This window comes from Pseudoalteromonas sp. NS-SX12, from assembly GCF_057367955.1.
Genome location: NZ_CM170634.1, coordinates 2,739,998 through 2,754,428 on the forward strand (window position 1 = coordinate 2,739,998; position 14,431 = coordinate 2,754,428).

Annotated in this window: 16 protein-coding genes; 8 read left to right on the forward strand and 8 right to left on the reverse strand. The window is 41.9% G+C overall.

The window, feature by feature from the left end; translation table 11 throughout:
• Nucleotides 1-72 precede the first annotated feature (72 nt).
• From AC2IOM_RS12680 to AC2IOM_RS12700, 5 genes are all read left to right on the forward strand, one after another.
• Nucleotides 73-372, forward strand: a complete 300-nt coding sequence (locus AC2IOM_RS12680) for a YciI family protein (protein ID WP_054979493.1) — start codon at nucleotides 73-75, stop codon at nucleotides 370-372.
• 68 nt (nucleotides 373-440) lie between these two features.
• A complete protein-coding gene (locus AC2IOM_RS12685; protein WP_100913182.1) occupies nucleotides 441-749 on the forward strand; it encodes a PepSY domain-containing protein in 309 nt (102 codons plus the stop codon).
• A gap of 2 nt (nucleotides 750-751) precedes the next feature.
• On the forward strand, nucleotides 752-1,426 hold the full coding sequence (locus AC2IOM_RS12690) for a response regulator transcription factor (protein WP_010560353.1): 675 nt from the start codon (nucleotides 752-754) through the stop codon (nucleotides 1,424-1,426).
• 47 nt (nucleotides 1,427-1,473) lie between these two features.
• A complete protein-coding gene (locus AC2IOM_RS12695; RefSeq protein ID WP_394226505.1) occupies nucleotides 1,474-2,745 on the forward strand; it encodes an ATP-binding protein in 1,272 nt (423 codons plus the stop codon).
• Nucleotides 2,738-3,127 carry a hypothetical protein gene (locus AC2IOM_RS12700; RefSeq protein WP_138628589.1) on the forward strand — a complete coding sequence of 130 codons (390 nt, stop codon included), beginning with the start codon at nucleotides 2,738-2,740 and terminating at the stop codon, nucleotides 3,125-3,127. Before AC2IOM_RS12695 ends, AC2IOM_RS12700 begins: the two co-directional genes overlap by 8 nt.
• Before the next feature lie 89 nt (nucleotides 3,128-3,216).
• On the opposite strand, the gene AC2IOM_RS12705 is transcribed toward AC2IOM_RS12700, so the two are convergent.
• Nucleotides 3,217-3,972: a Nif3-like dinuclear metal center hexameric protein gene (locus AC2IOM_RS12705; RefSeq protein WP_486358579.1), complete on the reverse strand. Its 756-nt coding sequence runs from the start codon at nucleotides 3,970-3,972 to the stop codon at nucleotides 3,217-3,219.
• 152 nt (nucleotides 3,973-4,124) lie between these two features.
• Here AC2IOM_RS12705 and AC2IOM_RS12710 point away from each other — a divergent pair, with 152 nt between their 5' ends.
• Complete coding sequence (locus AC2IOM_RS12710; RefSeq protein ID WP_010560357.1) at nucleotides 4,125-4,517, forward strand: hypothetical protein; 393 nt, start codon at nucleotides 4,125-4,127, stop codon at nucleotides 4,515-4,517.
• Between the two features lie 76 nt (nucleotides 4,518-4,593).
• On the opposite strand, the gene AC2IOM_RS12715 is transcribed toward AC2IOM_RS12710, so the two are convergent.
• From AC2IOM_RS12715 to AC2IOM_RS12725, 3 genes are read right to left on the reverse strand one after another with little or no spacing between them, the layout of a single operon-like run.
• Nucleotides 4,594-5,571, reverse strand: a complete 978-nt coding sequence (locus AC2IOM_RS12715) for a glutathione S-transferase family protein (protein WP_486358580.1) — start codon at nucleotides 5,569-5,571, stop codon at nucleotides 4,594-4,596.
• Nucleotides 5,572-5,581: 10 nt separating this feature from the next.
• Nucleotides 5,582-6,280, reverse strand: coding sequence for a pirin family protein (locus AC2IOM_RS12720; RefSeq protein ID WP_486358581.1), 699 nt, complete (start codon nucleotides 6,278-6,280; stop codon nucleotides 5,582-5,584).
• A gap of 16 nt (nucleotides 6,281-6,296) precedes the next feature.
• Nucleotides 6,297-6,749 carry a DoxX family protein gene (locus AC2IOM_RS12725; RefSeq protein WP_100913177.1) on the reverse strand — a complete coding sequence of 151 codons (453 nt, stop codon included), beginning with the start codon at nucleotides 6,747-6,749 and terminating at the stop codon, nucleotides 6,297-6,299.
• 142 nt (nucleotides 6,750-6,891) lie between these two features.
• Here AC2IOM_RS12725 and AC2IOM_RS12730 point away from each other — a divergent pair, with 142 nt between their 5' ends.
• Nucleotides 6,892-7,803, forward strand: coding sequence for a LysR family transcriptional regulator (locus AC2IOM_RS12730; RefSeq protein ID WP_486359564.1), 912 nt, complete (start codon nucleotides 6,892-6,894; stop codon nucleotides 7,801-7,803).
• 141 nt (nucleotides 7,804-7,944) lie between these two features.
• On the opposite strand, the gene AC2IOM_RS12735 is transcribed toward AC2IOM_RS12730, so the two are convergent.
• Both AC2IOM_RS12735 and AC2IOM_RS12740 read right to left on the reverse strand, forming a co-directional pair.
• Nucleotides 7,945-8,766, reverse strand: coding sequence for a M90 family metallopeptidase (locus AC2IOM_RS12735; RefSeq protein ID WP_486358582.1), 822 nt, complete (start codon nucleotides 8,764-8,766; stop codon nucleotides 7,945-7,947).
• A gap of 74 nt (nucleotides 8,767-8,840) precedes the next feature.
• On the reverse strand, nucleotides 8,841-9,788 hold the full coding sequence (locus tag AC2IOM_RS12740) for a TRM11 family SAM-dependent methyltransferase (RefSeq protein WP_486358583.1): 948 nt from the start codon (nucleotides 9,786-9,788) through the stop codon (nucleotides 8,841-8,843).
• A gap of 65 nt (nucleotides 9,789-9,853) precedes the next feature.
• On the opposite strand from AC2IOM_RS12740, the gene AC2IOM_RS12745 reads away from it, so the two are divergent.
• Nucleotides 9,854-12,220: a helicase-related protein gene (locus tag AC2IOM_RS12745; protein ID WP_486358584.1), complete on the forward strand. Its 2,367-nt coding sequence runs from the start codon at nucleotides 9,854-9,856 to the stop codon at nucleotides 12,218-12,220.
• A 21-nt stretch (nucleotides 12,221-12,241) separates the two neighbouring features.
• Here the strand turns inward: AC2IOM_RS12745 and AC2IOM_RS12750 are convergent, their stop codons facing one another.
• On the reverse strand, nucleotides 12,242-12,889 hold the full coding sequence (locus tag AC2IOM_RS12750; protein ID WP_486358585.1) for a CatA-like O-acetyltransferase: 648 nt from the start codon (nucleotides 12,887-12,889) through the stop codon (nucleotides 12,242-12,244).
• Nucleotides 12,890-12,995: 106 nt separating this feature from the next.
• On the reverse strand, nucleotides 12,996-14,036 hold the full coding sequence (locus tag AC2IOM_RS12755; protein WP_010560366.1) for a Leu/Phe/Val dehydrogenase: 1,041 nt from the start codon (nucleotides 14,034-14,036) through the stop codon (nucleotides 12,996-12,998).
• Between the last annotated feature and the right edge of the window lie 395 nt (nucleotides 14,037-14,431).

The following is a 14,431-nucleotide window of genomic DNA, read 5'->3' on the forward strand; positions in this document are numbered from 1 at the left end:
TGATTTTTAGTTTTATCCTTTCTGTTGATAGAATTATTTTTATATTCAATAAAATAATCAAACAGGTGCTGTATGTGGTACATGATTTATTCAATAGATGTTGAAAACAGCTTAGCGATGCGAAAAGAAGCGCGTCCTGCTCACTTAGCACGCTTAGAAGCGTTAAAAGCAGAAGAACGTTTGTTATCTGCTGGGCCACTACCAGCAATCGACAGCGACGATCCAGGCGAAGCGGGATTCACTGGTTCATTAGTGATTGCTAAATTCGATTCGTTAGAAGATGCGCGCAGCTGGGCTGCAAACGATCCCTACATCGAAGCGGGTATTTACAAAGAATCAATTGTTAAACCGTTTAAACTAGTTTTACCGTAACTGATTCAGAGTAAGTTCAGTGAACTTTTTGTACATTTAACTTACTCCATAACGTGGCGAGCTAACGTATGAAATATTTGATTAGTCTGATCAGTTGCTTAGTGCTATTTAATGCCAATGCAAGTAATGAAAATGACTCAAACGTCAAAACATCTTCACAAAATGCGGCAGCGAATAAAGCGCTTAAAAATGTTAACACTCTGGGTTTAACTAAGCGCAGAGCGGCGAAAAAAGTGTCGCAATCCTACCCTGGTAAGATTTTAAGCGTAAAAGAGAACACCCATTACTACAAAGTAAGAATGTTACAACCAAAAGGTAAGGTTGTTGATTTTAAAGTAAATAAATCAAATGGCCAGGTTAAAAAAGGAAAGCAATAACAATGCGCATTCTAATAATAGAAGACGATCTGCAACTTGCAGATAATCTAAAACATGCACTTGAAAAAGCCCGTTACAGCGTTGATATGTGTCACGATGGCGAAGCTGGTTTATTTCACCTAACTGAATACCCGTTAGATTTAGCCGTTGTTGATTTAGGCCTACCTAAAATGGATGGCATTGACGTGATCAGCAATGCGCGAAAGCAAGGCATTGATATTCCGATTTTAATCTTAACTGCCCGCGATCGCTGGCAAGATAAAGTTGAAGGGTTAGATGCCGGTGCTGATGACTACTTAACCAAGCCATTTCATAACGAAGAATTAATTGCCCGTTGTAATGCGCTTATTAGACGCAGCGCCGGTAAAGCAGACCCAACAATTACTGCGGGTCCAATTCGCATTCATACCCGCTCTCAACAAGTATGGGTTAACGACAATGAATTAATGCTCACCGCATACGAGTACAAAGTACTTGAGTACTTAATGGTTAACCCAGAAAAGGTCGTGTCTAAATCGGAGCTAACAGAGCACATTTATGACCAAGACTTCGATTTAGACTCAAACGTAATTGAAGTATTTGTATTACGCCTGCGTAAAAAGCTCGACCCAGACGGTTCAATCGCACCAATTGAAACACTCCGTGGCCGCGGCTACCGTTTAAGCGGCAAACTGTGATCCACCGTATATCGTTAAAAATTAGACAAGGATTTATCCTTGTCTTTTTGCTTTTAGTACTTATGCCTGCCATGTTCTTTTCAATTGGTAAGGCACTTTACGCAAGCTTAGTCGACAACACCGAACGCACACTCGAAGCGCATTTGTACTCACTGATGGCAAAAGTGGAAATTGAGCAAGGCGAACTGGCGCCGATTACCCTAATAGCTCCTGAACTCACTCGTCCCGTTTCCGATACCTTTGCCTATATTTATCTTAACAAAGAAATTGCTTGGCAATCTGAATCAACGCTCGGCTATCAATATATTCCAAAACACGCAGCAACCGCGCCCGGTATTATGGACTTCTCGAAAATTGAAGAGCTTGATAAGTACTTTCGACAACTTAGCTTTGTGTTTTACATGGATGCCGATGGCATTGAGTATCAAGTAACCGTATTGGTATTAAAAGACGAAGAAGCCATTTTATCGCAAATGCAAGACTTCCAAGAAACCTTGAGGCACTGGCTGATTATTATCGCCATAGTGATGGGTTTACTGATTATGCTGGGCTTTTTATGGAGTAGTCACCCACTTAAACGCCTTGATAAAGAAATTGTCGCAATCGAAAGTGGCAATGCCGACCAAATTACTGGCGAATACCCAGAAGAGCTAGAAAAAATTCAGCAAGATCTTAATTTATTATTGGCTACGCAACAAAGGCAAAAAGATAAATATCGCGCATCATTAAGCGACCTTGCCCATGCTTTAAAAACCCCGTTGGCTGTTTTAAAATCAAGTGATCTAGCCAGTAATGGCGATAGTCAAGAACAGCTCGACCGCATTAGCAACATGATTGAACACCAGCTTAAAAAAGCGGCCTCGGGCGGTACTGATACATGGAAAAAACAAACTAAAGTTAAGCCAATACTCGATTCAATTATCAATGCAATGGGTAAAGTGTATCGCGACAAAGGCATTCAATTTATTCAAGCGGTTGATGAAAAAAGTACCTTTTTAGGTGATAAAACTGATTTAATGGAATTGTTAGGCAATATACTCGACAATGCCTGCAAAGCATGTGACGCTTTAATTGAAATAAAAGTGAAGCAGTTAGGACAACAACTCATTATCGAAGTTGGTGATGATGGTCCGGGCGTACCCGCAGATAAAATAGAAGAACTTACAATTCGCGGAAAACGCTTAGATACCTACGAACACGGCCACGGTGTTGGCATGGCGATTGTAGGCGACCTGATGGACGCCTATAACGGCAAAATGACCATTGCCACAAGCCAGCTCGGTGGTGCCCTATTTACCTTGGTTTTTAATTATGAATAAATACACTCTTTTTTACACCGTGTTAATGCTGCTGAGCATTAATGCATTTGCTCAAAACGATGAGAAGCCCTGTAGCAAAGGCAAAGTAGTATTGCAGCTACAATGCTTAGATCAAGCCATTATTGACCACAAACGTACACGCCAAACTTGGCTCACCAAATTAGAAAAAGAAGTGGAAATAAAGCAAAATAACACGGGCAATACCCAATTATTTTTAAGTTTTCAACGCAGTAAAAACAGTTTTGATAGCTATATTTCCGATAACTGCCAATGGCGTTATCTCAATGAGCTACCTAACTCTCAACAAGCCGCATTAAAATATAAGCGATGCGAACTCGCTGTGATTGACCAGCAAATTACCATTTTAAAAGGTGGTTACTAACCCATACACTGCATTCTCAGTAGTACATGGGGATCAGTAAATAGATCCAAATAAAAAAGCAGCGTAATCGCTGCTTTTTTATTTGTTGTTTAGACTGGATTATCTATATCAATAAACTCAACGTCTAGCCCAAATTGCTCAGCTAAATATTTACCCACGGCTTTTACACCATAGCGCTCAGTGGCATGATGCCCCGCAGCAAAAAAGTCGATATTTTGCTCGCGCGCACTGTGAATAGTTTGCTCTGACGCTTCACCGGTAAGGTAGGCATCGATACCTTGGCTTGCGGCTAAATCAATATAGCCTTGACCGCCGCCCGTGCACCAAGCAATGGTTTCTATTTTTTTGCCGCGCACACTTTCAACTAACGGTTTGCGATTAAGTACATGTTCTATTTTATCAGCAAACTCTTCGGCACTCAGTGGTGTTTTTAAGCGCCCTTTCACTGCAATGCTTGGCTCACTGAATGGATCAAGCCCTGCTTCGTACTCAATATCTAATAGTTCTGCCAATTTGGCGTTATTGCCAAGGGTTGGATGCACATCAATTGGCAAATGATAACCAATTAAACTGATATCATTTTTAATTAACGCGCCAATGCGACGTTTTTTCATACCCGTAATTGGATACGCTTCGCCTTTCCAAAAATAGCCGTGGTGCACTAAAATGGCATCGGCATTTTTTTCAATCGCCGCATCTATCAGCGCTTGGCTTGCCGTTACACCCGTTATAATTTTATTAACGGTGTCTTTTCCTTCGACCTGAAGGCCGTTTGGACTAAAGTCTTTAACCTTATGGGGGGCGAGTAAACTATCTAATTCTTGGAGCAATTTAGAAAGTTGCATTATGCTTACCTATAAGTTGTTTTTGATCATTGAATTGTCCTTAACCTACCGTCAAAAATAAAGAAAATTCTCAAAAAATTGAAAAATGACGTGAAACTAGGTATAAATGTATTTTTAACAGTAATCTTCGTATCAAATAAACGGGATATACGATGAGTAAACTCGATAAAACTGAAGTGCTAGCTGCGTTTGAAAAAGCGTATGAAGCAGCAAATGGTAAAAAACCTGAGATCACAGCTAAAAGTGGTTGGTACAGTGTAGATGGCGGTAAAAACGTTCGCCTTGCTGATTTAGTAACGCTTGCAGAGGAACTTTCATCTGGCTCTGCTCCTGCAGCAAAAGAAGAAGCACCAGCTAAGCCTGCTGCTAAAAAAGCACCGGCTAAGAAAGCAGCTACTAAAAAAGCAGCGCCAGTAACTGCAACTAAAGAAAAAGAATACACAGTTACTAAGCCAAACCCAGAAGGCTTTACTGCTGAAGAGTTCTGGATTAAAGAACTTGCTGAGCGTGAGCACGACACACGTCTTCCGCGCGGTGTTGTTTAATAACAAATTCGTTATTAATTAAAAAAGGCAGCTTTCGCTGCCTTTTTTATTGCCTGAAATTTAATAATATTACTTTTTAAAATGACGAACGATTATGCGCGCTGCTGTAATCCACTTTTGGCCCAACGGGTACCACTTGCGTAGGGTTAATCATGGTATGGCTAAAGTAATAATGGCGTTTAATATGATAAAAATCGACCGTTTCAGCCACGCCCGTCACTTGATAAAGCTCGCGAATATAATTTGCAATATTCGGATACGACTCAAGCTGACGTTGATTACATTTAAAGTGTGAAAAATAAACCGCATCAAATCGAATTAAGGTCGTGAACAAACGCCAGTCTGCCTCGGTAATTTGTGTACCCACCAAGTAGCGCTGTTTAGCCAAAATAGCTTCAACTTTATCAAGGGCATTAAAAAGCGCATTATACGCCCCTTCATATGCGTCTTGTGTGGTAGCAAAACCCGCTTTGTATACCCCGTTATTAATATTGTGATAAACAAATTCGTTAATTTCATCAATTTCAGCACGTAAATGTTCAGGGTAATAGTCATGCTCGTTGCCTGTTAAATGATTAAAGGCGGTATTAAACATGCGAATAATCTCTGACGACTCGTTGCTGACGATACAGTTTTGTTTTTTATCCCACAGCACTGGAACGGTAACACGGCCGCTGTAGTTTGCGTTATTACGCGTATATATTTGATGCATATAATCAAAATCAAATAATGCATCGCCCGTGCTGTGCTGTATTTTATCAAATGTCCAACCATGCTCTAACATGTCTGGGCTTACAACTGATACAGAAATATGCTGCTCAAGCCCTTTTAATGCGCGAAAAATAAGGGTGCGGTGAGCCCACGGGCACGCCAGTGATACATATAAATGGTATCGGCCAGATTCTGCTGCAAACCCACTCGTACCTGAAGGACCCGCTTCACCGTCTTTTGTTACCCAATTACGTAACTGTGCAGCTTCACGTTCAAACTTACCTTTACTGTTTTTGGTGTCGTACCACTTATCGTGCCATTTACCTTCAACTAATAATCCCATGATCTGCTCCTTAAACCTTTGGTAATTCAAAAATAATTAATGTCGCTGGGGTGTTAGATACGTTTTCAAATACTAATTCAGTTTCACCTAACACTTTTGCACCATCACCACTTTCAATTTGAATAGCATTCACTAGACTGCTGCCTGAAACTTGATGTACATACACAGGTGCATTATTTGATTCAAATAGATACTGCTGTTTTGGCTCAAGGATCAGTTGATGTAGCCTTGCATCCTGTTTTATCGCAAGCGTGCCATTTTCGCCATTTGGCGTCACAATCGGCGTTAAACCAACGTCTTTACCAAAATCTTTTTGTTGATAACCCGGTTTGTCGCCAAAGCGATTCGGCTCAATCCAGATTTGTAAAAATCTAAGCTCTTCTTCATTTGATGCATTGTATTCACTGTGAAAAATACCTTTGCCTGCCGACATTAACTGAAATTCACCCGCAGGAAGCGTTTTGATATTGCCCGCACTATCTTTATGTTCAATGGTGCCTGACAATACATAGCTAATAATTTCCATATCGCGGTGGCCATGGGTATCAAACCCAGCGCCCGGTGCCACAACATCATCATTAATAACACGAAGGGCTGAAAAGCCCATGTGTTTTGGGTCGTAGTAATTTGCAAAAGAGAAAGTATGTTTGCTCTTAAGCCAGCCATAGTCAGCGCCGCCGCGCTCATTTGCTTTTCTAAGTGTGATCATCGTACTTTCCCCCTAATTAAGCGTGTTGTGTTAATTTAGATGAAATAAGCGCATCCAGTGAGGCTTTACCCGCACCCGAGAACACCAAAGAAATACTTGCCGCCAATAATGCTAAGCCAAACTCATAGCCATTGTTAGACATAAACAATCCGTTTTCAAAGTGCACAGTAAAGATTGCAACAATCATAGTGCCTGCAAGTGCCAATGCCGCTGGGCGAGTTAATAAGCCAAGTAAAATAAATAAACCGCCAAAAAACTCTGCACTGCCTGCCATTAGCGCCATTAAATAGCCCGGTGCTAAACCAATAGATTCCATCCATGCACCCGTGCCCTCAAGGCCATAACCACCAAACCAAGCAAATAATTTTTGCGCGCCATGAGCCATAAAAATAATGCCGATAGGTAATCTTAACGCCAGTGCTGCGTAACCTGCTTGGCTTGATGTAAGTGTTGTTAATAGTGTTTTCATAATTTATTCCTCAAAAATTTTAAACTTATCTAATTTGTTAAAGCATCTGCTTAACTGATGAAATTAAGTATAAGCATGCTAAACTCAATAAAAAATCGGAACATTTTGAACCCTTAGTTCAAATTTTTTGAATAAAAGAATTATGTATCAAGCCATCACTATTGACGCCTTAAAAGCACTCGATGCCATCGATAAAAAAGGCAGTTTTGCCGCCGCAGCCGAGTCACTTTATAAAGTGCCTTCGGCGCTAAGCTATACCATCAAAAAACTTGAAGAAGACATTGGCACGCCACTGTTTGACCGTTCAAAGCAACGTGCAGTGCTTACCCCTGCGGGTAAGTTAGTGTTAGAACATGGCAGGCAAATTTTGCATTCCACCAGCAAAATGCTCGATGCTGTAAGCCAATTAGAATCGGGCTGGGAAAAACGGCTGCGCATCGCCCGTGATACCGTGATCCCAGAAGACGTCATTTTTGAGCTATTAAAAGAGTTCACCAAACGGCCTGAGCAAGTTGATATTCAACTAAGCGTAGAGGCTTTAGGTGGCGGCTGGGATGCCTTACATAGTAAGCGTGCCGATATTGTTATTGGTGCAACAGGCGAATTGCCAAAAGGCGTGTATCGCACCCACAAAATCGCAGAATTAAGCTTTATCTTTGCTGTGGCAGCATCGCACCCTTTGGCAAAGGTTACTACGCCACTGGACGACGATGATTTAAAACACTACCCCGCGATTGTGGTATCAGACACTTCCACTTTGCTGCCAGAGCGAAGTACCGGGCTATTTAGTGCCAAACAAGTAATCAATGTTAATTCTATGCAGGCAAAACTCGCAGCCCAACTTGCCGGCATTGGAGTGGGATTTTTGCCAAGTCATATTGCTAAACCATATCTTGCAAACGGCGAGCTAGTGCAAAAAGAGTGCACCATTCCAAGACCAAAACAAGACTTATACATTGCGTGGCATAAAGATAATCAAGGCAAAGCCTTTCAATGGTTTATTGAACGGCTATGCCAAGCTAACTGGCAGATTGATACCAATTGCATTAATTAGCTGGTCATTTATTGCGACAGAGAAATGGCTCAGAAACAAGGCTTATAATTCGACATGTAGTTGTTCTACTTAAGAATTTTAAAACGCAGTTTATGGGTCATTTAACTCGCTAGAATGATCAAAGGATTAATAAAATTGGTATTAGTTCCAGCGCCTTGGATCAAAGCCAAAATAGTTCAGTAATAGATCAAAAATGACCGGATCATATGCTTTTAATTCGCTGGGTTTTTCAATAAAGGTTTCGGTGATAACCGCAAAGAACTCCGCTTCATTGGTGGCACCGTAACTATGAATAACGTGTGGCATGCCATACGCCACATGTGCTTTTAACACATTGTAGGCGCGGGAAAATTCGCGTCCCCAACTTTCATAGGTGAGTTTGTCTTTTAACAGCGGCGTACCTGTTGTTGCACCAGTTTCTTGATCGAGTTGATGGGCAAACTCATGAAATACTAAGTTGTGGCCATCGTTTGGTAAACGGTTACCGTTAAGTACATCATGCCATGAAAGCACTAAAGTACCGCCCGGCCACGACTCCCCTTGCCTAACCGTTTGGTGAAAACTAACAAGGCCTGCGCCATCTCGGCTTTCTGAATTTGCATAATAGGCGCTTGGGTAAAGCAAAATTTGCTTCACATTTTTATAAAGAGGCCACGGTTTATTTAGCACCAAGACACAGGCATCGGCCGCCACAATCAACTTCATTGCGTGGTTTACCACTAGGCGATCGCGCCCTAAAAAGTCTTTGGTCGCTAAAAACCAGATGATGTGTTTTTCTAATCGAGCGCGCTCGCTATCTGTCATTCGGCGATAAATCGGCATGTACTTGAGTAATACATTGCGATCGCTGTCGCTTAATGTGCGATCTTTTAGTTTATGTTCCCAGTAAATATTGCGTAGCGCATCAAAATGCCAATACGCAGCGATAAATACCAAGGTTAATATTATTAATATGAAGTCCATGCTTCAGCCCTTTTCTACTTCTTAAGTAGTTATTGGGTGAAGCATGGCGTTGTTCAAGGTAGGGAATATATTTTTTAGTTCTTTCTTAAAACAACAACGTCACGGAAAATTGATTCGCTCATGCGGTGTGGCGCTTCAAACTCAAGCGCGCTAAGCCCTGCCGCTTCAAAAACCGCAATCAGCTCTTTGCGTTTTGGAATGTACTTATTAAACGCAATAACGCAAATACCATCTTTGTGCAGTAAATCGGCCCATTGCGGTGCACATTCTTCTAACACAGCAATCGGGTTACGGGTTTTTTCAGTCGTAAAATGCTGCACACCGTAAGGAATATCACTAATGATTAAATGCTGCTTTTCACGCTTTAATAAATCACACGCGGTCGTCGCATTGCCATTAATAATACGGGTATTAACGCCCTCGGCGGTGAAATCAATAAACTTACCCTTGTTTTGTTTATTGGCTTTACCAATAAAACCTTCTTTTAGCTCATGCTTTTGGCGGTGCAGCTTAGTCCATTTTTTGGCAAAGGTTCTAAAGTCCAAAACGGCATTCGGGTCTTGCTCAATGCCTTTTGATTTAATGCCATAACGCATTGCCCACATTAAAGTGGTACCGCGCCCGCACATAGGGTCGAGCAATTTAATCTTGCTGATGTCTTTTTCTTTACAGAAACTTAAACCCACATTGAGCAACAACTGGGTTAAAATTTCATTAGTTTTGCCTTTGTACTTGCTACCAAAGACAAAATCACTGTGTAAGTTAAAATCAGTATTTAGCGATAACGGCGTTAATGTGCCCGAATCATGACTAAAAATACCTTGTACAAACGATAAACGAGCTAACGCCTCAAGTTTTTGCTCTGGCAATTGAGTTTGTAAAAATTGCATGCCGCCAATCTCGTTTAGTGTAAGGTCATACTCGCCAATACACTGTTTAAACTCTTTTTGTGCAATATCGATGGTTTCGTTAAAATAAGCACCGTTTGCAACAGGTGAAATCAAAATCGCAATGTCTTTCAAAACATTATCCTAATAGACAAATAATACCGTCAATTATATCGCGACTCGGACAAAGAAATAAACGCATGCTACCAATCAACCAGATTAAAACCGATTTTTTAGCCTATATTGGCAACAACAATAGCCATCAACCGATTATTGTGAGCGCCAACACGGGTACGGGTAAATCAACCCAATTGCCACAGTGGTGCACACACACTGGCAAAGTATTGGTCATTGAGCCAAGGCGTATTGCATGTACTAGCCTTGCCGAGCGCGTAGCAAACGAAATGCAAACGCCCCTTGGCGAAAAGGTGGGTTATGCCATTCGCTTTGAAATACAAGCAAACGACGACAGCGAAATAGTGTTTGTTACTCCGGGTGTGGCACTGCGCTGGTTAAATGAAGGGTTATTAAACGATTTCAATACCATTATGCTCGATGAGTTTCATGAGCGCCGCTGGGATACCGATTTACTGCTGGCTTTACTGCTTGAGCATAATAAAACCAGCAATCATCCCTATCAGCTGGTGATCACCTCTGCCACATTAAACGCTGAGCAACTCATTAACTATTGTGAGGGCGTACATTTACATGCCGAAGGTAAAGTGTTCCCAGTAGATGAGCATTACCTTGCCCCGGCCATGCGTGATATGCCGCACAAAGATAACCTCACTGAGCGCATGGCATTTGCCGCTGAAAAAGCGTATCAACTTGGCAGCCAAGATGTATTGGCATTTTTACCCGGCAAAGGGGAAATTCAACTTTGTGCCAACTATTTGCGCGCACGAATGAGCGACCAGTTCGATATAATCACCTTGCATGGTGCAAGCCCCATCAGCGAGCAAAAACGCGCATTACAACAAGGGGATAAACGCCGCCTTATTTTAGCGACTAATGTGGCTGAAACATCTTTAACCATTCCCGGTGTTGATGTAGTGATTGATTCGGGGCTTGAGCGCCGCACGCATATTCGTAACGGCCAAAGTGTGTTGGATTTAACTGCAATTGCCAATGACTCCAAACTACAACGCCGCGGCCGCGCTGGGCGCATAAAACAAGGTGTTTACTTAGCCCTGTTTGGTCGACATGCACCGCTTGAAGCCCATACACCACCAGAGATCCAACGTGAAAACTTAACGGATATGATGTTGGCTGCCGCGGCAAATAATAATGCTCTTGGCAATTTACGCTTTATCAACCCACTATCACAACAAGCCCATGATTTAGCGTTTTCAACGCTTAAATCCATCAATGCCATTAGCGATGCGGGTATTGCAACTGACTATGGTAAAGCTCTTGCGCCACTGCCCATTGACGTTTCGCTTTCCCATTTAGTGGCAAGCATGCCGAATAACCGCCTAAAGCAGGCAATGGCCGACCTTGCAGGTGCCCTAAGCTTGCCAGCCAAACTGTACACTCTAGATAAGAATGCAGAAAAGTTCCTGCAATTAGAAAATGACTTTCCGAACCTGTGTGACTTTAGCTTGCTCATTGGCTTAGTGCGCGGCCAGTTTTTAGAGTATATCAGCGCAGAAGAAAGCGCCCTTGTTGAAGCAAAGCAATTTGCCAGCCAGCTGCGCAGCCATTTTGACTTACCCGAACTCAGTAAATACGCCAGTTACAACATCACTGAATTGCAACACGCCATTGCCGCCTTACTGCCTAGCTGTGTATATATAAAAAAGCTAAATCGCCGTGGCAGTTACAACAATGGTCAACAAGAAGTGGTGATAGCCAAAGACAGCTACTTAAGTAACGAACCCGACGCCCTACTGGTACTTAAAACCTACAGCCTTGCTGGACGTGCAGTAAAAGACCGAAAAACACTGGCAACCAAAGTAAGTCCCATCAGCAGCAGCGTTATTATTGATAATGACTTAGGTGAGGCAAAGCTATGTTCCTCTGAGATTACTGAGCAAAATGAACTGCTTGGCAACTACCACTACCACTACGCAGGCACCCCATTAAAAACGTTTAGCGCCTTAATTAAAAGCCATGAATTTATAGCCGCCACCGTTAACCTAATTGAAACTGGCGCACTTTGTGAGTCGCTTTTTGAAAAATTAACACAGGAATACCAGCAACTTTGTCTTTACCAAAATGTGCATAGCACCGAATGGCAATTATTAACACCACACGAACATATCGCACGAGTATTAAGTGATTTAGAAATAAGCTCGCTTGATGAGCTGGCACTTCTTGATAACAGTGACTTTGCCTATGGCTTAGTTGATGACTACACATGGCAGCAATTTTGTGAGCTGTACCCGCTAACAGTGGTGTTGCCACAGCAACAACTTAGGGTCGAATACTTTATTAGCGCAAAACGCGTGGTGCTTCATTACATTAGTGGCAAACGGGTTGAAGCACCTAAAAAGTGGGAGCTACCCAATTTTAATGGCGCAAAAATACAATATCGCCGCGCCAGTAAATTGGTGGATATTAAATAACTGGGTTATGATTAACTAAATTCACCTTAAGCTTTTAGCAAGTGCTGCCATTTCTTGCTGTAGTACATTAACAAACTGCGCAACATGAAAGCCGTCCATTAAGCCGTGGTGCACATCAATATTGAGTGGCATGGTACCAAGCTGTTTATCAAATTTACCAAACACAAATTTGGGAATGCCATTTTGCTCACCAAACGGTGTCGCATGGGAAAAGCCGGTAAAATCAAGCCAAGGTAACACCGACACATGAATACAGTTAAGGCGCCCTTCTATTGAGTTAAATTGCTCTGAAAAAAATGGCTGACTTATTGCAGTTTCGAATGCAATTTTGCCTTTTTTACTAAAGTCAGCAAAGTCCTCGGCATAAGGTAAGTACGAAATTTTAAAGAGGTTTTGCTCATCTAATTGCACCGCGTTGATTTCAATTTTATCGCACAACCATACTTGGTTGTTATCAATACGATGACAAACGGGTTGATAGCTATTGTTGGCACGCAGTAAGGCGTAAAGGCAAGCTAAATAGAAAGACTCGCCACTTTGCTTACATGCAGCGAACAATTCACCCGCATCTATACGCACACAGACCGAAAAATACGGGTTTGCTAAGTCTTTAAAAAATGAAAAGTGTTCGGCGCGTTGCCAAGTAGAAAGGTCGATTTGAGTTGCCATAACCATAAAATAAAAATGCCCGCAATTGCGGGCACCTTACCGAGCATAGCATGAACTTTCAAGCTCATTCTTTTACTCGTGTTTTTACAAGCAAAAAACGGGTAAATTACAAACCGTTTTCGATGATTTCTTGTGCTAGTTCGTCTGCAATAATGTGCGTTGACTTTTGCTCATCTTCCGAACGTTTGAAGATTTCGCTTAGTGTATCGAAAATACCTTCAACATGCTTAGTTGCAGCTTCTGCACTATAACCTTCTGGCGCTGTTTCGTAGTAAACGTTGATGATACCACCTGCGTTAATTACGTAATCTGGCGCGTATAAAATGCCTTTTTCACGAATGATTTCACCGTGACGAGGCTCTGCTAGCTGGTTATTCGCACACCCTGCGATAATGCCTGCTTTAATGCGAGGAATCGTCTCATCATTGATTGTTGCACCAAGTGCACATGGCGCGTATACATCAACATCTAGGTCGTAGATTTCGTCAATGTTAACCGCAGTTGCGTTAAAGTCGTTAACTACACGGCTAACACGCTCTTCGTTGATATCTGTTACAAACAGCTCAGCACCTGCTTCGTGTAGGTATTTACATAGTGTGTAAGAAACCGCGCCAAGACCTTGTACAGACACTTTTACGCCCGCTAAGTCTTGATGACCGTGCTTGTGCTGGTAAGCCGCTTTAATACCTAAGAACGTGCCTAGTGCTGTAAATGGTGATGGGTTACCGCTTTTACCTTCAAGGCCAAGTACATAGTTTGTTTCAGTATTCATCACTGCAACGTCATCACAGGTGATGTTTACGTCTTCTGCTGAGTAGTAGCTACCGCCTAAACGCTCTAAATGGCGACCAAATGCTTTAAATAGTGCATCTGATTTGATTTCTTTTGCGTTACCGATGATTACCGATTTACCGCCACCAAACGGTAAGCGCGCAACTGCATTCTTATATGTCATGCCTTTTGATAAACGCAGTACATCGTATACTGCATCTTCGTCACTTGCGTAATCCCATAAACGACAACCACCCACTGCTGGGCCCAATTTAGTGCTGTGTACAGCAATAATTGCTTTTAAGCCAGTTTCTTTGTCTGCACAAAAAACAACGTTTTCGTGGTTATCAAATTCAGTACGATTAAAAACAGTCACACGACTCTCCAACTTGTAAATGTTTAACGCGTATAATAACTATGGCGTTAAATGAACGGGTTATTCTTGGTTTGCACCGACTCTAACATTATCTTTTCATCAAGACTACAATTTTAGATGAACAACCCAGTTAAACTTACAATTAAACATATTCAATTCCACTTAAGTTTCATTTGATAATAAACAATGCAATTACAGCGCTATTCCAAGCAAAATATCGCAAAGATCCGCTAATATTTAAATTGTAGATTGACGTTTACGTAAGCGATAAGTCAACAAGATTGGAGAGCGTAAAGAAGAAGTTACAGCTTTTAGGGTTCAGGGTTCAGGGTTCAGGGTTCAGGGTTCAGGGTTCAGGGTTCAGGGTTCAGGGTTCAGGGTTCAGGGTTCAGGGT